Annotated in this window: 26 protein-coding genes; 9 read left to right on the top strand and 17 right to left on the bottom strand. The window is 71.6% G+C overall.

From position 1 onward, the window contains the following. The 7 genes from GEV28_RS29600 to GEV28_RS29630 all read right to left on the bottom strand — a co-directional run. Nucleotides 1-844: SAM-dependent methyltransferase (locus GEV28_RS29600; protein ID WP_291415744.1), on the bottom strand; the 844-nt coding region annotated here is incomplete at its 3' end. A 57-nt stretch (nucleotides 845-901) separates the two neighbouring features. Then, a complete protein-coding gene (locus GEV28_RS29605; protein ID WP_291415745.1) occupies nucleotides 902-2,191 on the bottom strand; it encodes an ABC transporter substrate-binding protein in 1,290 nt (429 codons plus the stop codon). A 15-nt stretch (nucleotides 2,192-2,206) separates the two neighbouring features. After that, on the bottom strand, nucleotides 2,207-3,325 hold the full coding sequence (locus GEV28_RS29610) for a branched-chain amino acid ABC transporter permease (protein ID WP_291415746.1): 1,119 nt from the start codon (nucleotides 3,323-3,325) through the stop codon (nucleotides 2,207-2,209). Then, nucleotides 3,325-4,218, bottom strand: coding sequence for a branched-chain amino acid ABC transporter permease (locus tag GEV28_RS29615; protein ID WP_291415747.1), 894 nt, complete (start codon nucleotides 4,216-4,218; stop codon nucleotides 3,325-3,327). The genes GEV28_RS29610 and GEV28_RS29615 overlap by 1 nt, the downstream gene beginning before the upstream one ends. Before the next feature lie 37 nt (nucleotides 4,219-4,255). After that, a complete protein-coding gene (locus GEV28_RS29620; RefSeq protein ID WP_291415748.1) occupies nucleotides 4,256-6,085 on the bottom strand; it encodes a long-chain fatty acid--CoA ligase in 1,830 nt (609 codons plus the stop codon). Nucleotides 6,086-6,119: 34 nt separating this feature from the next. After that, the gene (locus tag GEV28_RS29625) at nucleotides 6,120-6,971 is read right to left on the bottom strand and encodes an ABC transporter ATP-binding protein (protein ID WP_291415749.1); all 852 of its coding nucleotides are present in this window, start codon (nucleotides 6,969-6,971) and stop codon (nucleotides 6,120-6,122) included. Next, nucleotides 6,959-7,792, bottom strand: coding sequence for an ABC transporter ATP-binding protein (locus tag GEV28_RS29630; RefSeq protein WP_291415750.1), 834 nt, complete (start codon nucleotides 7,790-7,792; stop codon nucleotides 6,959-6,961). The genes GEV28_RS29625 and GEV28_RS29630 overlap by 13 nt, the downstream gene beginning before the upstream one ends. A gap of 210 nt (nucleotides 7,793-8,002) precedes the next feature. Between GEV28_RS29630 and GEV28_RS29635 the strand changes: the two genes are divergently transcribed. Next, the gene (locus GEV28_RS29635) at nucleotides 8,003-9,142 is read left to right on the top strand and encodes an 8-amino-7-oxononanoate synthase (RefSeq protein WP_291415751.1); all 1,140 of its coding nucleotides are present in this window, start codon (nucleotides 8,003-8,005) and stop codon (nucleotides 9,140-9,142) included. Between the two features lie 141 nt (nucleotides 9,143-9,283). On the opposite strand, the gene GEV28_RS29640 is transcribed toward GEV28_RS29635, so the two are convergent. Both GEV28_RS29640 and GEV28_RS29645 read right to left on the bottom strand, forming a co-directional pair. Then, nucleotides 9,284-9,727: a GNAT family N-acetyltransferase gene (locus tag GEV28_RS29640; protein ID WP_291415752.1), complete on the bottom strand. Its 444-nt coding sequence runs from the start codon at nucleotides 9,725-9,727 to the stop codon at nucleotides 9,284-9,286. A gap of 12 nt (nucleotides 9,728-9,739) precedes the next feature. Continuing rightward, nucleotides 9,740-10,513: a serine protease gene (locus tag GEV28_RS29645; RefSeq protein ID WP_291415753.1), complete on the bottom strand. Its 774-nt coding sequence runs from the start codon at nucleotides 10,511-10,513 to the stop codon at nucleotides 9,740-9,742. 115 nt (nucleotides 10,514-10,628) lie between these two features. Here GEV28_RS29645 and GEV28_RS29650 point away from each other — a divergent pair, with 115 nt between their 5' ends. After that, nucleotides 10,629-11,453 (top strand): M15 family metallopeptidase, encoded by an 825-nt coding sequence (locus GEV28_RS29650; RefSeq protein WP_367115218.1) that lies wholly within the window; start codon nucleotides 10,629-10,631, stop codon nucleotides 11,451-11,453. Here GEV28_RS29650 and GEV28_RS29655 read toward each other — a convergent pair. Then, entirely contained in the window at nucleotides 11,424-12,053 is a 630-nt protein-coding gene (locus GEV28_RS29655; protein WP_291415754.1) for a TetR/AcrR family transcriptional regulator C-terminal domain-containing protein, read from the bottom strand. The two genes, GEV28_RS29650 and GEV28_RS29655, sit on opposite strands and share 30 nt — an antisense overlap. Nucleotides 12,054-12,121: 68 nt before the next feature. Between GEV28_RS29655 and GEV28_RS29660 the strand changes: the two genes are divergently transcribed. After that, a complete protein-coding gene (locus GEV28_RS29660) occupies nucleotides 12,122-12,547 on the top strand; it encodes a peroxiredoxin-like family protein (protein ID WP_291415755.1) in 426 nt (141 codons plus the stop codon). Nucleotides 12,548-12,653: 106 nt separating this feature from the next. Continuing rightward, a complete protein-coding gene (locus GEV28_RS29665; protein ID WP_291415756.1) occupies nucleotides 12,654-13,223 on the top strand; it encodes a YHS domain-containing protein in 570 nt (189 codons plus the stop codon). 209 nt (nucleotides 13,224-13,432) lie between these two features. On the opposite strand, the gene GEV28_RS29670 is transcribed toward GEV28_RS29665, so the two are convergent. Continuing rightward, on the bottom strand, nucleotides 13,433-14,503 hold the full coding sequence (locus GEV28_RS29670; protein WP_291415757.1) for a M48 family metallopeptidase: 1,071 nt from the start codon (nucleotides 14,501-14,503) through the stop codon (nucleotides 13,433-13,435). A gap of 113 nt (nucleotides 14,504-14,616) precedes the next feature. On the opposite strand from GEV28_RS29670, the gene GEV28_RS29675 reads away from it, so the two are divergent. Both GEV28_RS29675 and GEV28_RS29680 read left to right on the top strand, forming a co-directional pair. Continuing rightward, nucleotides 14,617-15,153: a YbhB/YbcL family Raf kinase inhibitor-like protein gene (locus GEV28_RS29675; RefSeq protein WP_291415758.1), complete on the top strand. Its 537-nt coding sequence runs from the start codon at nucleotides 14,617-14,619 to the stop codon at nucleotides 15,151-15,153. A 37-nt stretch (nucleotides 15,154-15,190) separates the two neighbouring features. After that, nucleotides 15,191-16,573 carry a mycothione reductase gene (locus tag GEV28_RS29680; protein WP_291415759.1) on the top strand — a complete coding sequence of 461 codons (1,383 nt, stop codon included), beginning with the start codon at nucleotides 15,191-15,193 and terminating at the stop codon, nucleotides 16,571-16,573. 18 nt (nucleotides 16,574-16,591) lie between these two features. On the opposite strand, the gene GEV28_RS29685 is transcribed toward GEV28_RS29680, so the two are convergent. Continuing rightward, nucleotides 16,592-18,112, bottom strand: a complete 1,521-nt coding sequence (locus GEV28_RS29685; protein WP_291415760.1) for a cobyric acid synthase — start codon at nucleotides 18,110-18,112, stop codon at nucleotides 16,592-16,594. A 41-nt stretch (nucleotides 18,113-18,153) separates the two neighbouring features. Here GEV28_RS29685 and GEV28_RS29690 point away from each other — a divergent pair, with 41 nt between their 5' ends. Further along, a complete protein-coding gene (locus GEV28_RS29690; RefSeq protein WP_291415761.1) occupies nucleotides 18,154-18,993 on the top strand; it encodes a hypothetical protein in 840 nt (279 codons plus the stop codon). Here the strand turns inward: GEV28_RS29690 and map are convergent. From map to GEV28_RS29705, 3 genes are all read right to left on the bottom strand, one after another. Then, complete coding sequence (map, locus tag GEV28_RS29695) at nucleotides 18,980-19,837, bottom strand: type I methionyl aminopeptidase (RefSeq protein WP_291415762.1); 858 nt, start codon at nucleotides 19,835-19,837, stop codon at nucleotides 18,980-18,982. The genes GEV28_RS29690 and map overlap by 14 nt on opposite strands. 243 nt (nucleotides 19,838-20,080) lie before the next feature. Further along, complete coding sequence (locus GEV28_RS29700) at nucleotides 20,081-21,883, bottom strand: penicillin-binding transpeptidase domain-containing protein (RefSeq protein ID WP_291415763.1); 1,803 nt, start codon at nucleotides 21,881-21,883, stop codon at nucleotides 20,081-20,083. A 30-nt stretch (nucleotides 21,884-21,913) separates the two neighbouring features. Continuing rightward, entirely contained in the window at nucleotides 21,914-22,768 is an 855-nt protein-coding gene (locus tag GEV28_RS29705) for a GNAT family N-acetyltransferase (protein WP_291415764.1), read from the bottom strand. Nucleotides 22,769-22,889: 121 nt separating this feature from the next. Between GEV28_RS29705 and GEV28_RS29710 the strand changes: the two genes are divergently transcribed. Together GEV28_RS29710 and GEV28_RS29715 are read left to right on the top strand one after the other, a co-directional pair. Then, nucleotides 22,890-23,267, top strand: a complete 378-nt coding sequence (locus tag GEV28_RS29710; RefSeq protein WP_291415765.1) for a YciI family protein — start codon at nucleotides 22,890-22,892, stop codon at nucleotides 23,265-23,267. A 54-nt stretch (nucleotides 23,268-23,321) separates the two neighbouring features. After that, nucleotides 23,322-23,888: a dihydrofolate reductase family protein gene (locus tag GEV28_RS29715; protein ID WP_291415766.1), complete on the top strand. Its 567-nt coding sequence runs from the start codon at nucleotides 23,322-23,324 to the stop codon at nucleotides 23,886-23,888. On the opposite strand, the gene GEV28_RS29720 is transcribed toward GEV28_RS29715, so the two are convergent. Further along, nucleotides 23,870-24,511 (bottom strand): hypothetical protein, encoded by a 642-nt coding sequence (locus tag GEV28_RS29720; protein ID WP_291415767.1) that lies wholly within the window; start codon nucleotides 24,509-24,511, stop codon nucleotides 23,870-23,872. The genes GEV28_RS29715 and GEV28_RS29720 overlap by 19 nt on opposite strands. A gap of 189 nt (nucleotides 24,512-24,700) precedes the next feature. After that, nucleotides 24,701-25,121 (bottom strand): flavodoxin-dependent (E)-4-hydroxy-3-methylbut-2-enyl-diphosphate synthase (locus GEV28_RS29725; RefSeq protein WP_291415768.1); only part of this gene is annotated, 421 nt, incomplete at its 5' end.

A 25,121-nucleotide genomic window follows, 5' to 3' on the forward strand; every position in this document is an offset into this window, starting at 1 on the left:
CCGGGCGCGGCGCGAGCCGGGCCAGCGCGAGCGCCCGCAGCTCCGGCGAGCCGCCCATGCCCTCGCGATGGGTGAAGGCGTCCTGCCCCAGCGCCCAGCCGTCCGCCGGCGGCACCGGCTCACCGCCGGCGAGCCAGCCCGCGGGGCCGACGCGGTCGAGGTCGGCCAGCGACAGCACGATGGTGGGCTCCCGCCAGGCCCGCGCGGCCGCCTCCGCCGGGTCCACAATGGACAGCTCCTCGTGCGGGCCGCCGACGTCCTGGACCACGACGAGCGTGCGCCGCCAGCCGACCAGCCCGGCGCCGAGCTCGGCGGGGCCCGCGCCGGGCGCGGTGAGCGCGCCGACCGCCGGCCTGGCCCGGCAGACGTTGACGGCTTTGCGGAACGCCCGGCCACGCATGGCCACCACGGTGATGTCGTCCCACGGCCGCTGGATCATCGCGGCGATCCGCTGCAGGTAGGACACCGCCGGCCAGCACACGGTCGGCACGCTGCGCTCGCGAAGTGCCCGGAGCACGCCGAAGTAGCCCGGGTCGCCCGAGGCCAGCACGACCGCCGGCTCCCCCGCCTCAACCGACGCCGCCAGCGCGTCCAGCGCCGCGCCCGGCAGCTCGGCAGGCACCGTCAGCTCGATCGTCCGCGGTCCGCCGCCACGCGACGAGCCGTCCACGGACGAGCCGCCGGACCGGGCCGCGCCGTCGGACCGGGCGCCGAGGGTGGCGGCCGCCCAGCGACTGAGCACCGAGCGACCGCCGACCACCAGCCGCGCATCGGCAAGCGCCTTCAGCGCCGTGGCGGGAAGATCGTCGCCATCAACGCCGATCACCGTCACCGTTGCCGTCATACCGAATATTCGACCACGCTCGGCAGGTCCACGGGGGAAAGTTTCTTACTATTTGCGTCAGAGGTCCGCTTTTTTGAACACGAACTCCTTCGCCGCGTCGGACTCGAGCAGGTACTCGACCGTCGCCAGGCCGAACGGCTTGGCCGGATCCACCTTGAAGATGGTGGTCGCCCGCGGTGGGTTGCGGTCGGCCGCCGGCCCGTACTCGTAGTCGCCGGAGAGCCCTTCGAAGCTGACCGTCCCGATCTGGGTGAACGCCGCGAGGACGCCGTCGCGGGACAGGTCGCCGTTCTCGACGGCCTTCTCCAGCACCGCGGTCATCGCGCGGCCCTGGTTGTAGCCGAACGCGAAGTAGTAGTCCGGCTTCTCGTCCGGCGCGTACTTCTCCATGTCGGCGACCATCTGCTTCATACCCGGCACCGACTCGTCGCCCCACTCCGTGCCCTCGGCCGCGATCAGCACCTGCTGCTGCATGTACGGCGCGACGGGAGACTGGGCGAGCGCCCCGGTGTAGCTGGGCGACTGGCCGATCCACTGTGGCGCGTACCGGGCCTGGGCGGCGGTGCCCCAGATCTTGGCGGCGTCCGAGGGCGTGGCCACGAGGAACACCATCTCGCACTGGGCGCCCGCGAGCGCACCGATCTGGCCGGCGTAGTTCTCCGTGCCCACCTTGAACTTCTGCGTGTTGGCGACGGTGAAGCCGTACTTCTCCGCGGCGAAGTCGATGCCCTGCTGGCCCGCCTCGCCGTAAACGTCGTCCTGGATCATCGTGCAGATCGTGGAGTCCTTGGAGCCGCCGCCCTTGGTGAGGTAGTAGTCCATCGCGTTGATCGCCTGCACCTGGTACGGCCCGCCGACCGGCAGCAGGTTGCCCTCCCGCACCCACAGCGCGTCAAGTGACGCGGGTGCGGCGAGGATCTTGTCGGTGCGCAGCTGCGGCAGCACGGCCAGGGTCGGCGCGGTGCCGAGGATCTGGGTGAACGCCACCACGTCGCCCTTGATCTTGTTGTACTGCTGGACCGCGACGTCGGACTTGTACTGGGTGTCCTCCTGCACCAGCTCGACCTTGTACTTGCCGCCGATGCCGCCCTTCGCGTTGAGGGCGTCGAACCACACCTCGTTGCCCGAGGTCAGCGGCTGCCCGATCACGGCGACCGTGCCGGACAGCGGGGTCAGCACCCCCAGCTTGATCGTCGTGCCGTCGAACCCGGCGGTGTTGCCGGGCGCGCCGGCCTCGCCGCCACCGGCACTGTCGTCCTCACCGGCCCCTCCGCAGGCCGATACGGCCAGCGCCAGGCTCAGCAGCATGGCGGCGAGCCCGAACCTCTTCCTTGTCACCCGCACCATGGGGTGCCTCCTTGCTCAGTAGGAGAACGGCCAGGCCTTGAAGTAGGCCTTGACCCGGAACCAGATGCCCGCCAAGCCTCTGGGTTCGAACACCAGGAACAGCACGATCAACAGGCCGAAGATGGCCTGGTTGAGCGCGAACACACTGATGAAGCCGTCCCCGCCCGCTTCCGTGGCGACGCCGGGGATGGCGCCGGAGTACTCGTCGATCAGCGCCGGCAGCGCGCCGACGAAGATCGCGCCGAGGATCGAGCCGAAGATCGTCCCCAGCCCGCCGACGATGATGATCGCGATGTACTGGATGGACAGCAGCAACGTCCAGTCATCGGGGCTGACGTGCTGCTGGTAGGAGCCGAACAACGCGCCGGCCATCGACGCGATCGCGCTCGACACCATGAACGCGCCGATCTTGTACCGGCCGGCCCGCACGCCGATCACCTCGGCGGCCTGGTCGTGGTCGCGCACCGCGCGCAGCGCCCGGCCGGGGCGGGTCCGCGCCAGGTTCTTCGCCAGCAACGCGACGACCGCCACCAGCACCCACACCAGCCAGAAGTAGCCCTGGTTGCGGGAGTAGTTCTCCCCGGCGATCTCGATCGCGCCGAGGTCGACCGGGCCTATCGTGGGCTGGGCGAGCACCGACGTGCCGTTGTTGCCGCCGGTGAGGTCGCGCAGGTTGCGCCACAGGTGCTCGCCGATGAAGATCAACCCGAGCGTGACGATGGCGAGGTAGTGCCCGCGCAGCCGCAGCGTGAACGGCCCGATCAGCCCGCCGAGGATCGCGCCGACCGCCGCGGAGGCCAGTAGCCACAACGGAAGCGGCAGGCCGGCGTCGCCACCGACCAGTGCCGCGCAGTACGCGCCCGCGCCGATGAAGAACGCGTGGCCGAGCGAGATCTGTCCACAGTAGCCGGTGAGCAGGTTGAGCCCGATTGCGCCGATCGCGGTGATGCCCGAGTAGATCAGCACGGACAGCCAGAAGTCGTCCTGCACCACGGTCGGCAACAGCAGCAGGGCCGCGAGCATCGCCACGAGCCCCACCCGGGACGCGGGCGTGCCGAAGAGTCGCAGGTCCTCGGCATAGGTGCGGACGAGGTTGCGGTGCGGGCGCGCGGTCCGGTTCTTCAGCAGGGCCATCAGATGCGCCTCACGTCCTTGGTGCCGAGGAGTCCGTACGGCCGGATCAGCAGGATCACGATCATCAGCAGGTACGGCACGATGAGCGAGACGTTCGAGCCTGCCCAGGAGAACAGCTGGTCCTGGTAGCCGCGGGTGAGCGCCTCGGCCAGGCCGATGATCAGCCCGCCGAGCACCGCGCCGGCCGGGGAGTCCAGCCCGCCGAGGATCATCGCCGGGAACGCGGCGAGCGCGATGAAGCTGATCGACGGCGAGAGCCCGGCGGGCCCCGCGGCCAGCGTGATGCCGGCCAGGGTGGCGAGCGCGGCGGCGATCGCCCAGGACACCGCGTAGACCCGGCGGGCGCTGATCCCCTGCGCCAGCGCGGCTTCCGGGTCGAACGCGGTGGCCCGCATCGCCAGTCCGAACGAGGTGTAGCGGAAGAACAGGAAGAACGCGACCACGACGGCCGCGGTCAGCCCGATCGTCCACAGGTCGCGCACGCCGAGCACGAGCCCGCCGACCTCGACGGTCCGGATGTTCCAGGGGTTGTTCACCGGCAGGTTGTCGAAGCCCCAGATCGCGGTGATCAACGGTTCGATCACGAACAGCAGCCCGATCGTGATCATGATGACCGCGAACGGCGGCTGGCCGACCATCCGGCGCAGTACCAACCGTTCCACGCTGGCGCCGACGAACGCCGCGGCCAGGCAGGCGAGCAGGATCGCGACCCCGAACCCGACCGCGAGGTTGTTGGAGAACGTGTAGCCGAGGTAGGCACCGAGCGCGAGCAGCCCGCCCTGGGCGAAGTTGATCACCCCGGTGGACTTGTAGATGACGACGAAACCCAGCGCCACCAAGGCGTAGGTCGACCCGAGCGCGAGGCCCGCGAACACGTTGGTCAGCAGTGTCATTGGCACCTCCGCGGAGGGAAGTACGTCGGCGCGGCGTTCACCAGTACATCGCCTCGATCTCGGCCGCGAAGCGGTCCTCCATCGCGCGGCGCTTGACCTTCTGGGTGGCGGTCAGCTCGCCGTCCTCGTGGTCGAGCTCCTTGCCGATCAACGTGAACCGCTTGACCCGCTCCACCTGCGCGAGCTCCTTGTTGGCCCCCTGGACCACGCCGTCGATGAGCGTCTGCACGTCCGGCTTCGCCGACAGGTCGGCGTAGGTGGTGTAGGCGAGGCCGCGGCGCGACGCCCAGTTCCCGACCGTGTCCAGCTCGATGCCTATCAGCGCGGTCAGGTACCTGCGCCGGTCGCCGATCACGACGGCCTCGCGGATGTACGGCGACACCTTCAGCAGGTTCTCGATCTCCGACGGCGAGATGTTCTTGCCGCCCGCGGTGATGATGATGTCCTTCTTTCGGTCGGTGATCCGCAGGAAGCCGTCCTCGTCGAGCTCGCCGACGTCGCCGGTGTGCAGCCAGCCGTCCGGGTCGACGGTCGCGGCGGTCGCCTCGGGGTTGTCGAGGTAGCCCTGGAAGACGCCGGCCGAGCGGGTGAGGATCTCGCCGTCCTCGGCGATCCTGACCTCGACCCCGGGCGAGGCGGTGCCGACCGTGCCCAGCCGGATGTCGCCGACCGGGTTCAGCGTGCAGATCGCGGTGTTCTCGGTCTGCCCGTAGCCCTCCCGGACCGGGACCCCGATCGCCCACAACCATTCCAGCACCTGCGGCGCGATCGGCGCGGCACCGCTGATCGGCGCGCGCACCCGGGACATCCCGAGGCGCTCCCGCAACGCGCGGAACACCAGCAGCTCGCACACCGCGAGCACGACCCGGTCCCCGGCGGTGCGCCGGCCGGTCATCCGGCGCGGCGCGATCCGCCTGCCCTGGCGCAGGCACGACCGGTACAGCACGCGCTTGAGCCGAGAGGCGTCCGCCATCCGGATCTCCACGGTGGCGAGCATCTTCTCCCAGACCCGGGGCACGCCCAGGAACACCGTCGGCTGGACGTCGCGCAGGTCGTTCGGGAACGACGGGCCGCCCTCGCCGAAGTTGACCACGAGGCCCGCCCAGATGCCGTCGATCACCGAGATCAGCCGCTCGGCCACGTGGCACAGCGGAAGGTAGCTCAGCACCTCGTCGCCGCGGGCCGCGCCGAGCACCTCGACGAACGCGCGCCCGGACGCGACGAGGTTGTCGTGGGAGATCATCGCGCCCTTGGGCGGGCCGGTCGTGCCGGAGGTGTAGACGAGGATCGCGGTGCTTCCCGGGTCCAGCGCGGCGACCGAGTCGGTGTAGAGCCCCAGCGACTCCGGGGCGGCGCCGCGCTCCTCGAGCTCGGCGAACGTGAGCACGCCGGGCACGTCGGCGAGGCGCAGCCCGCGCGGGTCCATCACGACGATGTGGTGCAGCAGCGGCAGCTTGTCGCGCACGGCGAGCGCCTTGTCGAGCTGCTCCTCGTCCTCGGCGATCAGCACCTCCGCGGCGGAGTGCGCGAGCAGGTACTCCACCTCGGCGGCCGGCGAGGTCGGGTAGACGCCGATGCCGACCGCGCCGAGGCCCTGCGCGGCGAGGTCGGCGATCACCCACTCCGGCCGGTTCTCCGCGTGGATCGCCACCCGAGAGCCGGGCACGACACCGAGCGAGCGCAACCCGGCCGCGACGTCGGCGACCCGCTTCGCGTACCCGGCCCAGGTCCACTCGCGCCAGACGCCGCGGTACTTCTCGCGGATCGCCACGTCGCCGCCGCGGCGCTCGGCGTGCTCCAGCAGGCGCCCGGCGAGGGTCGCCGTCTCCGTCGGTCGCTCGGTACTCGGCTCAACGGTCGCGGTCATGATGCCGCCTCCGCGGCGACGAGTGCGTCGGCGGTCATGCGCCACCTCCCAAGTAGGCCTCGATCACCTTGGGGTCCTGCTGGATCCGCGCGGGGGTGCCGGACGCGATCGGCACGCCGAAGTCCAGCGCCAACACCCGGTCCGCGAGGTCCATCACCAGCCGCATGTCGTGCTCGACGAGGATCATCGCGAGGTCGAGCTCGCGGCGGACCTCGACGAGGTAACGGGCCATGTCCTCGGTCTCCTCGACGTTCATGCCGGCGACCGGCTCGTCGAGCAGCAGCAGCGTCGGCGACATCGCGAGCGCGCGGCCGAGCTCGGCGCGCTTGGCGACGCCGTACGGGAGCAGGCCCGCGAACGTGTGCCGGTAGGGCTCCAGCTCGAGCAGCTCGACGATCTCCTCGACCGCGGCGCGGTGCTCGACCTCCTCGCGCTTGGCCCGGCCCCACCAGAACATCCCGGCGAGCATCCCGGTGCGCATCAGGTGATGCCGGCCGAGCATGAGGTTCTCGATGAGCGTGAGCTGCTCGAACAGGCCGAGGTTCTGGAACGTGCGGGCCACGCCCATGCCGGCGATCGCGGCGGGTGAGCGACCGGTGATCGGCTTGCCCGCCAACGTGATCGTGCCCTGCTGTGGGCGGTAGACGCCGTTGAGGCAGTTGAAGATCGAGGTCTTCCCGGCGCCGTTCGGGCCGATCACCGCGAACAGCTCGCCGCGGCCGACGGTGAAGCTCACCCCGTTCAGCGCGGTCACGCCGCCGAACCTGAGCGTGAGGTCGCGGACCTCCAGCAGCGGCGCGGGTGTCTCGTCCTCGCGTGGCGCTTCCGGTTGCGCCGCGGGGGTTTCCGCCTGTCCCGCGCCGGCCCCGGTGGTCAGGCGCTCCATCGCTTCTTCCTCCGGTAGCTCTTGACCTCCGCGAACGAGCGCTTGTCGGTGTCCGATGTCGACCCGAGGTAGAACTCGCGGATGTCCTCGTCGACGAGGAGCTCCTCGGCCGGGCCGTCCCGGACGACCTTGCCGACCTCCATGACGTAGCCGAAGCTCGCGATGGACAGCGCCATCACCGCGTTCTGCTCGACCAGCAACACGCTGGTGCCCTGCTCGTTGATCTGCACGACGATCTCGCGGACCTGCTCGACGAGCTTGGGCGCGAGGCCCAGCGACGGCTCGTCGAGGAGCAGGAGCCTGGGCCGGGCCATCAGCGCGCGGCCGATCGCGAGCATCTGCTGCTCGCCGCCGGAGAGGTACCCGGCAGTGGACCGCCTGCGCTCGGCGAGGATCGGGAAGAGGTCGAACACCCTGCCCACCGACTCGCGGTACTCGGCGCGCTTGCGGGTGTGCGCGCCTGCCCTGAGGTTCTCCTCGACGGTCATCTCGGCGAAGATCCGCCGGCCCTCCATCACCTGCCCGACGCCGTGCCGGACGACGTCGGCCGGGTCCGCGCCGGTGAGGTCGGCCGCGCCGACCTTGACGGTGCCCTTGGTGATCTTGCCGCGGTGGGTGATCAGGAGGCCGGTGACCGCGCGGAGGAGGGTGGTCTTGCCCGCGCCGTTGGCGCCCAGCAGGGCGACGATGGCGCCGTCCGGCACCTCGAGGGACAGGCCACGCAGGACGAGTACGACGTCGTCGTAGACGACCTCGAGGTTGTTGACCGAGAGGACTGCCTGGGCAGCATCTGGTTCTGCTGGTTCGAGCGCTGCTGACATGGCCGCTCCGCACTGAGCCCGTTACAACCCCGAACTTTCCAGCGTGACCGCGATCACGTCAGGACCGGACCGTAACCGCTTCTGCCGAGAGCGGGCAAGGATCATGCCGAACCGTTACCAGTGGGTATACCGGGCAAACCGGTCCACCCGCCGGCGCGTCGTGCCCGGCCTCGAGCTGGGCCTGACCGGGCGGGTGTCAGACTCGACCGCGTGACCTCGGTTTTCGACTGGTTGGACACCCGCGCCGACGAGCGCAGGCGGGCCGGCCTGGCGCGCCAGCTGCGCCCCCGCCGCCCCGAGTCGGACCTGCTGGACCTCGCCGGCAACGACTACCTGGGCCTGTCCCGGGACAAGCGGGTGACCGGCGCCGCGGCGGCGGCGACGCTGCGCTGGGGTGCCGGCTCGACCGGATCCCGCCTGGTCACGGGCACGATCGAGGCACACACCGAGCTGGAGCACGAGCTGGCCGCGTTCTGCGGGGCGCAGGCGGCGCTGGTGTTCTCGTCGGGCTTCACGGCGAACCTCGGGGCGATCACCGCGCTGTCCGGGAAGGGCAGCGCGATCGTCACGGACGCGTACCTGCACGCGTCGCTGATCGACGGGTGCCGGCTGTCCCGGGCCGACGTGGCGGTGGTCGCCCACGCCGACGCGGCGGCCGCCGCGAACGCGCTGCGGACCCGCCGGACCGACCGGGCCTTGATGGTCACCGACTCCGTGTTCTCGGTGGACGGCGACCTGGCGCCGTTGCCGGCGCTGTTCGAGGCGTGCCGCGCGCACGGGGCCGCGCTGGTGGTCGACGACGCGCACGGCTTCGGCGTGCTCGGTGACGGTGGTCGCGGGGCGGTCGCGTCGGCGGGCCTGATCGGCGAGCCGGACGTCGTGACCACGGTGACGCTGTCCAAGGCGCTGGGCGCGCAGGGTGGTGCGGTGGTGGGGCCGCGGCGGGTGATCAAGCACCTGGTGGACTCGGCGCGCAGCTTCATCTTCGACACCGGCCTGTCGCCGGCGAACACGGCCGCCGCGCTGGCCGCCCTGCACGTTCTTCGCGCGGATCCGGACCTGCCGGCCCGGGTCCGCGCCAACGCCCTGACCCTGGCGTCCGGTCTGCGCGCCGCCGGCCTGACCGTGACCGAGCCGGCCGCCGCGGTGGTGTCGGTGCTCGCCCCGTCCCCCGAGGCAGCCGTGCGGTGGGCGGACGACTGCCGCGCGGCCGGCGTGTGGGTCGGCTGCTTCCGCCCCCCGTCGGTGCCGGACGAGGTGTCGAGACTGCGCCTGACCGCCCGGGCCGACCTGACCGACGGCGAGCTGAACCACGCGATCGAGGTCATCACCCGCCACGCCCCCACCTGACCCGCGAGTCCAACCCCCAGAACCCGCGAGTCCAACCTTCAGAACCCGCGAGTCCAACCTTCAGAACCCGCGAGTCCAACCGTCAGAACCCGCGAGTCCCCCGTTCCGGACCCGCGAGTCAGCCGGTGCGGGGCGGCGGGGTCAGCCGGTGCTGGCCGGGCGGCGCATCGTGATGTGCTCGATGCCGTCCTCGTCGAACGGCTCGCCCTCCGGCTCGAAGCCGAACCGCGCGTAGAACTCCTGCGCGTACGTCTGCGCGTCCAGCACCACGGCGCCGTCCCCGACCCGGGCCATCGCCGCGGCCATCAGCCGGCCGCCCAGCCCGGAACCGCGCGCCTCCTTCGCCGTGCACACCCGGCCGATCCGCCAGCCGCCACCGGGCTCGGTCAGCAGCCGCAGGTAGGCCCGCGGCTCGCCGGTCGGCGGCCACCAGAGGTGCCCGGTGTCCGGGCCCACGTCCCGGCCGTCCAGCTCGGGGTACGGGCACTCCTGCTCCACCACGAACACGGCCACCCGCAGCTTGAGCAGGGCGTACAACACGTCGGCCGGCAGCTCGTCGCCGACCGCGAAACGCGGTTCCGTCACCCTCGAGTGATATCAGATCTGGTCCTCGAGGACGTCGGCGTACGCGGCCACCCGCGTGTACACGCCCGGCTTGCCCGGCGCCGCGCAGCCCTCGCCCCACGACGTGACGCCGACCAGCTCGCCGTCGACGATGAGCGGGCCGCCCGAGTCGCCCTGGCACGAGTCGACGCCGCCCTGCGCCACGCCCGCGCAGGTCATCGACGCGGCCTTGTAAGCCGGGTAGGCCTTGACGCAGTCCGCGTCACCCATGATCGGGACGCCGGCCTTGAGCAGGAAGCGCGACGGCTCGCCGTCGGCGGCGGTGCGGCCCCAGCCGAGGATCAGGCCGACGACCCCGGGCTGGTAGAACTCGGTGTCGGTCGTCGCGGGGAGGTCGACCGTGTCGTACGGCATGCGGTCGGCCAGGGTGAGCACGGCGACGTCGGCGCCGGAACGCACGTCGCGGAAGTCGGGGTGCACCCAGATCTCGCCGACCTGGCTGGTGTAGCCGGCGTCGCTCTCCTTGTCCTCGCGCCCGGCGACGACGAGGACGTCCGCGGGTGCCTTGCCGACCGCGCAGTGGGCGGCGGTGACGACCTTGTTGTCGTCGACCAGGGTGCCGCCGCAGTACTGGAAGCCGTCGGCGGTCGTCAGGTACACGGTGTAGCTGTGGTCGGCGATGCTCGCCCGGTTGCCGCCGACGATCTGCTGGTCGGCGTTGGCCTGGCTGAGCCCGATGGCGACGGCGCCGGTCGCGACAACGCTCGCGGCGAGCAGCAGCCGCGTGACCCGGGAGGTGGCCCCCATGTCTTCTCCTCACACTGGTCGACCCTTCCGAGCAGGCTTTCGCGAGGGCCGTGGTCGGGGCAACTTGACCATGTCGCTCAACCAGGTGAATTCGGCGGTCGGGCATCCTGGGTGGGTGGGTTTGTCGCGAGTTGTGCTGTTGCTGGCCGTCCTGGCCGGTGGCTGCACGTCCGCCCCGTCCCCGCCGCCGGTCGTGTCGTCGTCCTCCTCCCCGGCGCCGCCCTACTCGCCGCCGCCCGCCGGGCCGTCGTGGATACCCGGCGCCGACCCGCTGCCGCTGCGTCCCGACGGCTACGGCGAGGTGCTGCCCACGCCGCCGGCACTGGTGAACCGCAGCCTGCCGACCGTCGACCACCTGCCGCCGCCCACCGGCGACCGCTACGAGGCGACCGTCGACCCGGTGCCGGAGACGGTGCTGCGGCGCAGCACGTGGCGCGCGGCGTGCCCGGTCGGGGTGGACGACCTGCGCTACCTGACGATGTCGTTCTGGGGCTTCGACGGCCGGGCGCACACCGGCGAGATGATCGTGGCCCGCACCGCGGCCACCGACGTGACCCGCGTGTTCAAGGCGCTGTACGACGAGCGCTTCCCGCTCGAGGAGATGCGCGTGGTCCAGGCCTCGGAGCTCGCCGCCGCCCCGACGGGCGACGGCAACAACACGACGGCCTTCGTCTGCCGCCCGGCCGTGCTGCTGGGCCGGTGGTCGGCGCACGCCCGAGGCCTGGCGGTCGACGTGAACCCGTTCCACAACCCCTACGTCCGCGACGACCTCGTGCTGCCGGAGCTGGCCTCGTCCTATGTGGACCGCGCGAACGTCCGCCCCGGCATGATCCTGCCGGGCGCCACGGCGGTCCGCGCGTTCGCCGCCATCGGCTGGAGATGGGGCGGCGAGTGGTCCACCCCGCTGGACCTACAACACTTCTCCGCCACCGGGGACTAGTCCGCGCAGGACTATGTCCAGGCCGCGGCGGAACTCCTCGTCCGGGGGGATCTCCCGGGCGTCGGCGGCTGTCTCGGTCAGGGTGGGGAACTCCTCGGCGGACAGGCGGGCCATCGTGGCGGTGCCCGTGCCGGACAACGGGCCGTAGTACTCGCTCTGCAACGCCCCGATCAGGAAGCCGACCACCGTGCGTTGCGCGATCGCCCGGTCCACGCCCCGGAAGCCGGCGTCCGTGAGCACCGTCAGCGTCGCCTCGATCCAGTGCAGGGACGCCGGCGAGGAGTGCCGGTGGCGCACCATCAGCGGCACCATCCCGGAATGCGCGCGCACCGCGTCCCGCATGCGCTCGATCAACACCGTCACCCGGGCACGCCAGTCCGCGCCGGTCGGGGGCGACAGGTCGATCCCCGCCAGGACGTGGTCCACCACCAGCGCCTCGAGCTCGGCGCGGTCCGAGACGTACCGGTACAGCGACATCGTCGCCATACCCAGCTCCTTCGCCACCGTGCGCATCGTCAGCGCGTCGAGGCCGTCGCGGTCGATCACCGCCACGGTGGCGGCCGCGACGGCGGTCGGGGTCAGCGAGCGTGGTCGGGGCACGACTTGACAGCGTACAAGCCACGCGGATACTTGTAGATGTACGATGTACGCCTACGAGACGGGCCTGAATGGACACACGAGACCTGACGACCATCGCCGGCACGACGACGGCCGTGCCGGACCCGGACCGCCTCGTGCACCTGCAGTTCCGGCGCTTCGCCGGCTGCCCGGTGTGCAACCTCCACCTGCGGTCGATCGTCCGGCGGCACGACGAGATCCAGAGCTCGGGCATCAAGGAGGTCGTCGTCTTCCACTCCCCCGCCGGCGAACTGCGCGAGCACGCCGGCGACCTCCCCTTCGACGTCGTCGCCGATCCCGACAAGCACCTCTACCGCGAGTTCGGCGTCGAGTCCGCGCCCAGAGCGCTGCTCGACCCGCGAGTCTGGCCGACGATCCTGAAAGCCGTGGCCATGGCGCTGCCCGCCGTGCTGCGCAAGGAGAAACCACCGCCAGAGCGAGCGGTGGCCGGCTCGGGCTTCCCGGCGACTTCCTGATCGCGCCGGACGGCCGCATCCTCGCCAGCAAGCTCGGCCGGCATGCCGACGACCAGTGGTCGGTCGACGAACTACTCGCCCACGTCCCCAGCAAGGAGCGCCACCCATGATGACCGTCGAGCTCTACACCGCCGAGAACACGCCGAACCAGCGGGAGATCGCCGAGCGCCTCCTGCATGAGCTGATCGCCGACGAGAGCGCCCCGGAGGCCGTCCTGGCCGCGGCGCGCACGCTCACCCACGTGATCGTCCACAACCCGCCGGTGTGGGTGAGCGGCACGGACGAGCCACGCCACCTCGTGCGCGTGACGGTGCCCGGCTCCTGGAACACCCAGCGGTTCACCGAGTACCTGACCCCGAAGATCACCGACATCGTGGGCGAGGCTGGCGCACGTGAGGAGCCGCGGGTGGTGGTCCAGATCGTCGGCCTGCGCGAGCACAGCGTCGGCACGATGGGGCGAGTCACCACGAGCACCGACATCACCCGGATGATGACTGTCGGCCACCAGGTCGACCACACCCAGGCACCGGAGGGCAAGGCGCTCGACCCGGTGTGCGGCATGACCGTCGACCTCGCCACCGCGACACTCACCCTCGAGTACGAGGGCATGACCTACGCGTTCTGCGCGCCGGCCTGCCGCAAGGTGTTCGCCGAGGACCACGCGATCCCGGTCTAGTGTCGCGTTACCCTGAAACCTTTACGCCGCTGCGGCCAACGCGGCCCCTGGCCGCGTTGGAGAAAAACCCAAGTACATCCAGTACGAGCGACTTTCCTCCGCCTTGCCAGGAACCACGTTGATCCACAGCGGACGCAAAGGAACAGGATCACGCGACACTAGGCCGTGTCCAGCGGACCTCGGTCGCGGTACTCGCGCCCAGACGCCCCCTAGTTCTTGCTGTCGCCGTTGCCATCCGTGTCGTCCGAAGTGGACGAACCGGCGCCGCCGCCGAACCTGCTCCACACCTTGCCGGCGGCGCCGGAGACCGCCTCGCCGACGTCGCTCAACACCTTGGCCAGCGGGTCGTCCGAGTTCGACCAGGTGTCCTTGTACGAGCGCCCGGCTGAGCGGATGTCGTCCATCATGGACGACGACGGCGCGTCGTCGGCGCGGCGCAGGTAGTCGCCCGCCAGGATCGCGCGGTACTCCTCCGACGCGGCCCAGCGCTGCAGCTGCGCGGCCCGCACGACGGCGAACGGGTGGCTCATCCCCTCGACGGTCATCAGCTTGAGGACGCTGTCGCGGATGTCGTCGACTTCCTCGTACTCCTTGGCCTGCTGCATGAAATCGGGGATGTCGATGTCGTCCATGCTGGTGCCGCCGGCCATGAACACGTGCTGGCGAAGCGCCGCCGCCGGGTCCTGGCTGCACAGCAGGCCCGCGCGGTCGGCGGTGAGCTCCGCCTTGCGGAACCACTCCATCAGCGCGGCGATCACCGCACGCAGGCCAAGGGCGCCGATCGGCACCCACTGCACCGTGGCCTGCAGCCGCAGCAGCCGCATCAGCAGCGTGCGCAGCACGTTGTGGCCGGACAGGATGTGGCCGGTCTCGTGGCCGACCACGCACCGCAGGCTGTCGAGGTCGAGCGACTCCACGATGCCGGTGGTGAGCACGATGAACGGCTTGTCGATGCCGATCGCGTAGCCGTTGGCGCGCGGGTCGCGGGCGACGTACAGCTCGGGCGCCGTGTCGAGGTCGAGCGTCTCGGCCGCGTCGACGCGCAGCTGGTTGATCTTGGGGTACTGCTTCTCCCCGACCCGGATGGCCGAGGCCGTGGCGTAGAGCCGCTCGGCCCGCTCGTTCCACATGCCGGCCACGGCCTTGAGCACCGACGCGATGCCCGGCACCGCGCGCAGCGTCGCCATCGCCCCCCGGTCGGCCGGGTGCTCGTAGGCCCGCGGGCTGATCCCCGGGAACCGCACCCGCGTCGAGCTCCGCTCAACCTCGTTCTCGCTCATACCCGTCACTCCCTCGGTCCACGCCCAGCCTAGTGCGAGAGGCCTCCGGCGGGGGCGCCTCGGCAAGACTAGGGTGGACGGCGCCCAAACGATCACTCTTCCGGGAGACGAAGATGAGCCTCGAGCGTCCCGTTGCGCCTGATCCCTACGAGCTCCTGCCGGCCGTCGGTTCGTTCACCGTGACCTCCGACGACGTGGCCGCCGGGCAGCAGCTGCCGATGAGCGCCGTGCACGACAGCGCGGGCGGCACGAACACCTCGCCGCACCTGTCCTGGTCCGGCGTCCCCGAGGGAACGCGCAGCTTCGTGGTCACCTGCTTCGATCCCGACGCGCCGATCCCCGGCGGCTTCTGGCACTGGATCGCGGTGCACCTGCCGCCCGCCACCACCGAGCTGCCCGCCGGCTCCGGCACCGACGACGCGAGCCTGCCGGGCGACGCGTTCCACGTGCGCAACGACTTCACCACCCGCGCGTTCGGCGGGGCCGCGCCGCCTCAGGGCGACCAGCCGCACCGGTACTACTTCGTGGTGCACGCGGTGGACGTGGACGCGCTCGATGTCGACGAGAACGCGTCGGCCGCCGTGGTGAGCTTCAACCTGGCGTTCCACACGCTGGCCCGGGCGATCATCACCCCCACGTACCAGCATTAGGGAATCCGGACGGGCGCCGGCGATGGTGGAGGCGGATGTGACGCACGTCGACCTGGTCATCGTCGGCACCGGTTCCGGCAACTCCATCCTCGACGACCGGTTCGCCGACCGGCGGGTGGCGATCGTCGAGCGGGGCGTGTTCGGCGGCACCTGCCTCAACGTCGGCTGCATCCCCACGAAGATGTTCGTGCACAGCGCGGACCTCGCCGCCACGCCAGCGGCGTCGGCCAAGCTCGGCGTGGACTCCGAGCTTCTCGGGGTTCGCTGGACCGACGTGCGGGACCGGATCTTCGGCCGGATCGACCCGATCGCCGCGGGCGGGCGGGAGTACCGGATCTCGCACGCCGACAACGCCAACGTGACCGTATACGAGGGGACGACGCGGTTCACCGGCCCGCGGGCCATGTCCGTCACCACCGCGGGCGGGGTCGTGGACCTGACCGCCGACCGGGTCGTGCTGGCCGCGGGCGGGCGGCCGGTCGTGCCGCCCGAGCTCGCGGATGTGCCGGTGCACACCAGCGACACGATCATGCGCCTCGACGAGCTGCCGCGGCGGCTGGTGATCATCGGCGGCGGGTTCGTGGCGTCCGAGCTCGCGCACGTGTTCTCCGCGTTCGGCGTCGACGTCACGGTGGTGTGCCGGTCCGACGCGATGCTGCGCGAGGAGGACGCCGACATCAGCGCCCGGTTCACCTCGCTCGCCGGTGCGCGGTGGGACCTGCGGCTCAACCGCACGCTGCGCGGCGCGACGGCGACCCCGGACGGGATCCGGGTGGAGCTGGACGGCGCCGGCGGTCCGGAGTCGATCGAGACGGACATGGTGCTGGCGGCCATCGGGCGGGTGCCGAACTCGGACACGCTGAACCTGCCCGCGGCCGGCATCGACGTGACGCCGGCCGGGTACGTCGAGGTCGACGCGTTCCAGCGGACGACCGCCGAGGGCGTGTGGGCGTTGGGCGACATCTGCTCCCCGTACGAGCTGAAGCACGTGGCCAACCACGAGGCGCGGATCGTGCGGCACAACCTGCTCCACCCGGACTCGCCGGTGGCGGCGGACCACCGGTTCGTGCCGCACGCGGTGTTCACCGCGCCGCAGGTGGCATCCGTCGGGCTCACCGAGCAGGAGGCGCGGACGCGGGGCGTGCGGTACGTGACGTCCACACAGGACTACGGGGGAATCGCCTACGGCTGGGCGATGGAGGACACGACGGGCTTCGCGAAGCTGCTGGCGGACCCGACGACGGGGCAGCTGCTGGGCGCGCACATCATCGGTCCGCAGGCGTCGACGCTGATCCAGCCGCTGATCCAGGCCATGAGCTTCGGCCTCGACGCCCGCTCGATGGCCCGCGGCCAGTACTGGATCCACCCGGCGATGCCCGAGCTGATCGAGAACGCCCTGCTGAGCCTGCCGCTGGACTGAGGTCCGCCGGATCGGCCGCTACCGGCCGGATCGGCTGACGCTCAGGGTCGGCAGGCCCGGCGGGATGCCGGCCTCGATCAGGCGGGTGATCGCCGCGGTGTCCAGGTGGGTGGCCACCAGGTCGGCCAGGAGGTCCAGTTGGGACGCTCGGGTCTTCGTCACGTTCGTGTCCGGGGCGGGTTCGAAGCCCGGGCGGTTCGCGTGGGTCGCGGCCCAACCGAGCAGCTCCCGGCGGAAGGCGTCGTTGTCCAGGAGGCCGTGCCAGTGGGTCGCCGCCACCGGACCCGACAGCACTCCCTCGGGGGCGCCGTCCACGTCGATCAACGGGGGCACGTCCGGGCGGCGGGTGACCTGGCCGTGGTGGATCTCGTAGCCGCGCACGTCCTCCCCCATGGCCACGCCGGTCGGGCGGGCCAGGGTCTTCGTCGGGGCGAAGGCCACGTCCAGGTCCAGCAGACCGAGGCCGGGCACCGAACCCGCCCCCGACTCGACCTCGTCGGAGATGGTGCGGCCGAGCATCTGGTAGCCGCCGCACACCGCGAGCAGCGGGCGGCCCGCGCGGACGTGCCGGACCAGCGCGGCGGCCAGGCCCTGGCGGCGCAACCAGGCCAGGTCGTCCACTGTGGACTTGGTGCCGGGCAGGACGACCAGGTCGGCGTCCGTCAACCGGGACGGGTCCGTCACGAAGCGGACCGCCACCCCCGGCTCGCACGCCAGGGCCTCGACATCCGTGGCGTTGGAGATGCGCGGCAGGCGCACCACGGCCACGCGCAGCCAGTCGGAACCCACCGGTGGCTCCGGGCGGCCGATCACACCGTCCGCCGCGTACGACAGGGAGTCCTCCGCCTCCAGCCACAGGTCCGGCGACCACGGCAGCACCCCGAGCACCGGCCGGCCGGTCAACGACGTCAGCGACGCGAGGCCGGGCTCCAGCAACGACAGCGAGCCGCGGAACTTGTTGACCACGAACGCCGCCACCACCGCCTGGTCTGCGGGATCGAGCACGGCGAGGGTCCCGAACAGGTGCGCCAGCACCCCGCCCCGGTCGATGTCGCCGACGACGAGCATCGGCAGCCGCGCCGCCCGCGCGAGGCCGAGGTTCGCGATGTCGCCGTCCCGGAGGTTGATCTCCGCGGGTGAGCCGGCGCCCTCGCAGACCACGACGTCGTGGGAAGCCCGCAGGGACTCCAATGTGGACACCACGACGTCGAGGAGGTCGAGACGCCGGTAGGACGCGGCATCGACGACACCCACCGGCTTGCCCAGCACCACCACCTGCGAGCTGTGGTCCGCGCCGGGCTTGAGGAGCACCGGGTTGAACCGGACGCTCGGCTCGAGGCCGCACGCCGCCGCCTGCATCGCCTGCGCCCGGCCGATCTCGCCGCCGTCCGGGGTCACCGCGGAGTTGTTCGACATGTTCTGCGCCTTGAACGGCGCCACCCGCACGCCCTGCCGGGCGAGCCACCGGCACAGTCCGGCGACGAGCACGCTCTTGCCGGCGTCCGACGACGTTCCGGCCACCATCAGCGCACCCCGCATGTCCCGCTCCCTCCGCCGAGCCATCTGCCATCATCGCGGGCATGCCCGCGTCCCCGATCACCGCCGTCCTCGTGCACAGCCCGTTCCTCGGACCGGCGAGCCTGCGCCCGCTCGCCGATGCGCTCGCCGCGCACGGGAACTCGACCGAAGACCTGCTCGCAGGGTCGAGCATCAACACCGAAGACCTGCTCGCAGGGTCGAGCAACAACACCGAAGACCTGCTCGCAGGGTCGAGCATCAATGCGGTCCTGCTCGACCTGCGGCCCAGCGTCGTCGCCGCGCCCATGCACCAGGTGCTCGTCGGCGCGTTCGCGGACGCCATGAGCGAGCTTGCGAGCGAATCGTTGAACACCGGCGAGGAGGACCTCGCCGGCCCGGTCGTGCTCATCGGGCACAGCGGCGCCGGCCCGCTGCTGCCCGCGTTCGCCGACGCGCTCGAGGACACCGTCACCGGGCTGGTGTTCGTCGACGCCGGGCTGCCGACGCCGGGCCGCAGCTGGCGCGACACCGTCCCCGCCGAGCTGTACGCGCGGCTGAGGTCGGCGTCCCGGGAGGGCCGGCTGCCGCGCTGGCAGCGGTGGTTCCAGCCGGACCCGCTGACCGAGCTGGTGACCGACGAGCACCTGCGGGCCGAGATCGCGGACGAGGCCCCCGAGGTGCCGGTCGCGTTCCTCAAGGAGCCGCGGCCGGACGTCGAGTGGGACGGCCCGGCCGGCTACGTCTCGCTGTCCGGCGCCTACACCGGGGACGTCGCCGCGGCCGAGGCGCTCGGCTGGCCGGTGCGCCGGCTCGACACGCACCACCTGGCGCCGGCGACCGACCCGGACCCGGTGGCGGTCGCCGTGCTCGAGGTGCTTGCGGAGCTGCTCACGGCAGCGTGAGGATCTCCGCGCCGCCGTCGGTGACCACGAGGGTGTGCTCGAACTGGGCGGTCCAGCTCCTGTCCTTTGTGGTGACCGTCCAGCCGTCGGACCAGATGTCGTAGTCGATGCCGCCGAGGGTGATCATCGGCTCGATGGTGAACGTCATACCCTTCTCGATGACCGTGTCGACCTTGGGCTCCTCGTAGTGCAGGATGACCAGTCCGCTGTGGAACGACCGGGCGATGCCGTGCCCGGTGAAGTCACGCACGACGCCGTAGTCGAACCGCTTGGCGTAGGACTCGATGACCCGGCCGATCACGTTGAGCGCCCGGCCGGGGCGGACCGCCTTGATCGCGCGCATGGTGGCCTCGTGGGTGCGCTCGACGAGCAGCCGGGCCTCCTCGTCGACGTCACCGGCGAGGAACGTGGCGTTGGTGTCGCCGTGCACGCCGCCGATGTAGGCGGTGACGTCGATGTTGACGATGTCGCCGTCCTGGACCAGCGTGGTGTCCGGGATGCCGTGGCAGATCACCTCGTTGAGCGAGGTGCAGCACGACTTGGGGAAATGCCGGTAGCCCAGCGTGGACGGGTACGCGCCGTGGTCGAGGATGAACTCGTGCACCACGGCGTCGATGTCGTCGGTGACCGCGCCGGGCTTGACCGCCTTGCCGCCCTCCTGCAACGCCTGCGCGGCGATCCGGCCGGCGACGCGCATGGCCTCGATGGTCTCGTCGGTCTGGACCCACGGCTCGGTGTTGCGCTGGGGCGCCGGCTTGTCCACGTACTCGGGACGCGCGATGGTGGACGGAACCTGCCGGCGGGGCGACTGGACGCCGGGCTTCAGCGGAGCACGTACGGGCATGGCTCCACCCTACGATGTGCCCTCTGCGGGCCGGTGAGGAACGGGGCCGTGGCCCGCGCCTCAGCTGTCACCCGGCCGGAACGGGGGACTCGCGGGTCCGTATGGGGGTTGACGTGGCTTGGCACAGCCTCGCGCCGACCGACGCAAGCTCAGGGGACCGTGACGACACCCAGCCATCAACCACCAGCGGGTCCGCACCATCCGCCGGAACGCAACCAACACTTTTAAATCCGGGGAGGCGGACTAGAGGGCGGACATGAAGCGGGCGGTGGCGGCTACTGCTTTCGCCGAGGTGTTCGCGTCGGTTATCAGTACCGCGAAGGCCAGGTCGCCGCGGAAGCCCACGTACCAGCCGTGTGCGCGCTTGCCGTCGCCGAACTGGGCCGTGCCGGTCTTCCCCCGGATGTCGGGGTACGGGGCCAGCACGGGTGTGCGCTGGGTGACCTCACGCATCATCGCGTGCATCGCGGTCCGGATCGTCGGGTCGAGCGGCTCGGCGTCGGGGGTGTCCGACTCGGTCGGCGAGCCCACCAGCAACGACGGCGTCGGCATCGTGCCCGAGGCCACCGTCGACGCGACCAGGGCCATGCCGAACGGGCTCGCCACGACCTTGCCCTGACCGAACCCGTCCTCGGCGCGCTCGACCACGTTGGTCGCGGGCGGCACCGAGCCCGTGACCGTGGTCGCGCCACGCAGCACGAAGTCCGCGCCGAGCCCCATCGACCGCGCGGTGTCGGTGAGGTCCGAGGGTCCCAGCTTGGTCGCGAGCTCGGCGAACGTCGTGTTGCAGGAGAACGCGAACGCGCTGTGCAGCGGGATCACGCCCTTGTCGAACTCGTCGTTGTTGGGCACCACGCGGCCCTGGATGGTGAGCGTGCCGGGGCAGCCGACCTTCGCGTTGGGCTGGGTCTTGCCCGAGGCGATGCCGGCGATCGCGGTGACGATCTTGAACGTGGATCCCGGCGGGTAGCGGCCGGTGAGCGCGAGCGCGCCCTGCTTGTCCGCCACCGGGTTCTGGGCCACCGCCAGCAGCTCACCGGTCGACGCCCGCATCGCCACGATCATCGACGGGGTGGGCTCGCTCGCGAGCGCCGACTGGGCCGCGTTCTGCACGCCCAGGCTCAGCGTGACCCGCGCGGCCTGCGCGGGCTCGGCCGGCTTCGCGTACAGCTCGGCCACCTCGGCGCCGGAGGCGTCGGTGGTGATGACCCGCCAGCCCGCGCTCCCGATCAGCTCGTCCTCGACCAGCTTGCGGATGCCCGGCAGCAACGTTGGCGCCAGCTTCTTGTCCGCCGGGAGCAGCCGCGGCGACGCGGTGAACCGCACGCCGGGCAGCTCGTAGATCCGTGGCTTGACCGCCTCGTAGTCGCTGGACCGCAGCAGCACCACCTGGTACGGCTGCCCCTCCGGCCCCTTGGCCGCACCGTCCATGATGGACTTCTGGGTGATCGACCGGTCGAAGCCGGACAGCGCCGTGGCGAGCGCGCCGGCCACCGCACCGGCGTCACCGGCCTTGGCGGGCTCGAAGAGCACCGAGATCACCCGGTCGGGAGACATCACCAGCGCGCCGTCGCGGTCGAGGACCGGTGCCAGCTCCGGCTGCTCGTTCTGCAGCGCGATCGACTGCTGCTCGGCGAGCTCGGGGTGCACGACCGTGGTGGACCAGTGCACCTTCCACGTCTTGTCCTGCTCGCGCAGCTCCATCCGGCCCGGGTACTCCCACCGCCGGCCGTGGCCGAAGTCCCACGCGACGTCGAAACGCACGGTGGCGGTGCCCTCGCCGGTCTCGACGTCGGCCAGCTTGGCGGCGACCTTCTCGGGCGCGAGCCCGTCGCGGATGTCGTCGAGCAGCGCCTTGGCCGAGTCTGGCGAGTCGGTGAGCCCGGCCGCGGCGGCGCTGTCGCCCTCGGCGAACGCGCCGAGGTAGTCGTCCGCGATGTCCGACGGCGTCGGACCGTCGTCGCCGAACAGGCCGCAGCCGGCGACGGGCAAGGTGACCAGGACCGCGGCGAGGACCCCCACGGCTCGTCGGAAGGAAACGCGCACGGCGGCGAGTATGGCCGACGACCCGGACAATCAGAACAGCACGGTCGCATACTGACCGACCCGGGTGAACCCGATCCGGCGGTACGCGGACTGCGCGACGATGTTGTAGGCGTTGACATAGAGGCTCGCGGTCCGCCCGAGACCGCGCACCAGCCGGTCGACCACGGCCGCGGTGCCGGCCGAGCCCAGGCCGTGCCCGCGCCGGTCCGGGTGCACCCACACGCCCTGGATCTGGCCGACGGCGTTGGACAGCGCACCGATCTCCGCCTTGAACACCACGTCGCCGCCCTCGAACCGGGCGAACGCTCGGCCCGCGGCGACGAGCTCGGCGACCCGGGCCCGGTAGCTGGCGCCGCCGTCGCCCGCCCGCGGGTCGACGCCGACCTCCTCGATGAACATCGCGACCGCTGCCGGAAGGTAGCGGTCGAGCTCATCGGGGCGGACGGGGCGGACCAGTGGGTCCGCCAGGACCAGGGGTTCCTTGCCGGTCGACATCAGCGGCTGGTCGTCGCGCACCTCGCGCGCGGGCCCCCAGTCGAGCTCGAGCTCGGACCACAGGCCGAGTACCTGCTCGGCCGGCCCGACGACCGACGAGCACATCCGCCGCCTGCGCAGCGCCCGATCGGCGAAGGCACGCAGCGCGGACCGGTTGCCCTGCAGCGGGATGAGGTTCGAGCCGGCGAAGCAGAGGGAGTCCAGGCGGCCGCCGCGGAACCCACGGGGCTCGCAGCCCCACAGCTCGCCGCCCAGCCGCCACGGGTCCATGCCGAGGGTCTCGATGCGCGAGGCGACCATGCAGGACGCGACCGGTTCCGCCGTGAGCATCGCGCGCACGGCCATCCGATCCCGCTCGTCGAGCAGCCGCGCTCCAGCAAGCCGCAACACAGGCTCAAGCGTGCCAGATGACCGGCCCGTGGGACAGCCGAGACCCGCCGCCCGTTGGTGTCGATCCGGCGACCCCTGCTTCGACGTGTCAGTGCGACCACCGAACGGGAAGGAGCCCGTCATGCGGTTCATGGTTATGGTCAAGGTTCCCGAGGGTGCCGAGCCGCCGGTGGAGACCGCGCTGGCCCGGTACACCGAGGACCTCGTGCGGGCCGGCGTGCTGCTCGCCTTCGACGAGCTCACGTCCAGCGAGGACGGCGCCCGGCTGCGGTTCGACGACGGCCTCGTGACCGTGCTGGACGGTCCGTTCGGCGGTGTCCTGGTGGCCGGGTACTGGCTGCTCGACGTCCGTTGCCTGGAGGATGCGGTCGAGTGGGTGCGGCGCTGCCCCGTCGCCACCGGCGAGCTCGAGGTTCGGCTGGTGGTCGAGCCGGTGGCCCCGCCGAGCCCGAGCTTGCGGGAGCAGGAAGAGTACCTGCGATCCTCGTTGCGCCGATGAGTTTTCGGCGGCCGGCCGGTCTGCACATCGGGGCGGGAGTGAAAGGAGTCCACGATGGGCAGGCTGACGTACTCGATGGCGGTGTCGCTGGACGGCTACATCGCCGACGCCACCGGCGACATCGACTGGGGTGACCCGAGTGAGGAGCTGCACCGGTTCCACAACGAGCAGCTGCGGTCGAACGAGGTCTCGCTGTACGGCCGGAAGCTGTGGGAGGCGATGAGCGGCCACTGGCCGACCGGTGACGAGCGGCCCGGCGCGACGCCCGTGGAGGTCGACTTCGCCGGGATCTGGCGGGCGCAGCCGAAGGTGGTGTTCTCGTCCGGGCTCGCGCCGGACCTCGGCTGGAACGCCCGGCTGTTCCGGGGCGACCCGGTCCCGGAGATCGCCCGGCTGAGGTCCGAGACCGACGGCGACCTGGACATCGGCGGTGCGACCCTCGCGGGGGCGGCGATGCGGGCCGGGCTGGTCGACGAGTACCGGCTGTTCGTCAGCCCGATCCTGGTCGGCGGCGGCACCCCGTACTTCTCGTTGCTGGACGGCTGGGTGAACCTCCGGCTGGCGCAGACCCGGCACTTCCCGGCGGACGTGGTGATGCTGCGCTACGAGACGAGGCGCTGACGGGCCTCCTCGACCATCCTGGTCATGCCGTGGGCCCGGCTCCGCGCGGCCAGCGCCGCGGCCTCGTCGAGCAGCTCCCGCGCCTCGCCGGTACGCCCCGTGTCGATGGCGAGGTGCGCGAGGCCGACGAGGTTGGCCGCGATGCCCGGGACGAAGTCGAGCTCGCGCCGCAGCCGGGTCGACTCGGTGAGCTTGCCGCGCGCGGCGTCCGGCCGGCCGGCGACGTGCTCGGCCATGCCGAGGTGGCGCAGTGCATAGGACATGGTCAGCTTGTCGCCGGCCCGGGTGGCGAGGTCGAGGGAGCGTTCGAACAACGGCACGGCGAGCGTGGCGTCGGCACGGACGACCTGGTGGAACGCGCCCTTCCAGAACAGCGCCGCCGCCTCGCCGCGTGGGTCGCCCACCTTCGCGTAGAGGGTCGCGGCGCGGTCGAAGAGCTCGAGCTCGCGCGGGTCCTCCTCGCGCCGATCGAGGAACCGGGCGTGCATGACGCGGCCGCGGGCGAGGGCGAGGTCGGCTTCCAGGGAGTCCAGGCCGTGGTCGGCGCCGGGCAGGGCGTCCGGGTCACCGCCGAAGACGGACCGTTCGTAGCCCAGCCTCGCCCGCTCGAGCCGCTCGTCCACGCCGACACCCCCTTCGCGGCGGACCGACTAGTGTCGCGTGATCCTGTTCCTTTGCGTCCGCTGTGGATCCACGTGGTTCCTGGCAAGGCGGAGGAAAGCCGCTCGTACTGGATGTACTTGGGCTTTTCTCCAACGCAGCCAGGGGCCGCGCGGGCCGCAGCGGCGTAAAGGTTTCAGGGTCACGCGACACTAGGAGACCGTGACCACGGGCCCGCCGGTGACGGACTCGCCCGCCTCCTCCGCGATGCGCATGGCCTCCTCGATCAGCGTCTCCACGATCTGGTGCTCCGGGACGGTCTTGATGACCTTGCCCTTCACGAAGATCTGGCCCTTGCCGTTGCCCGACGCGACCCCGAGGTCCGCCTCGCGGGCCTCGCCCGGCCCGTTGACGACGCAGCCCATCACCGCGACCCGCAGCGGGACCTCCATGCCCTCGAGACCCGCGGTGACCTCGTCGGCCAGCTTGTAGACGTCGACCTGCGCGCGCCCGCACGACGGGCACGACACGATCTCCAGCTTGCGCGGCCGAAGGTTCAGCGACTGCAGGATCTGCGTGCCGACCTTCACCTCCTCGACCGGCGGCGCGGACAGCGACACCCGGATCGTGTCG

Source organism: Actinophytocola sp. (assembly GCF_009379765.1).
In the GTDB taxonomy this organism is placed as follows: domain Bacteria; phylum Actinomycetota; class Actinomycetes; order Mycobacteriales; family Pseudonocardiaceae; genus Actinophytocola.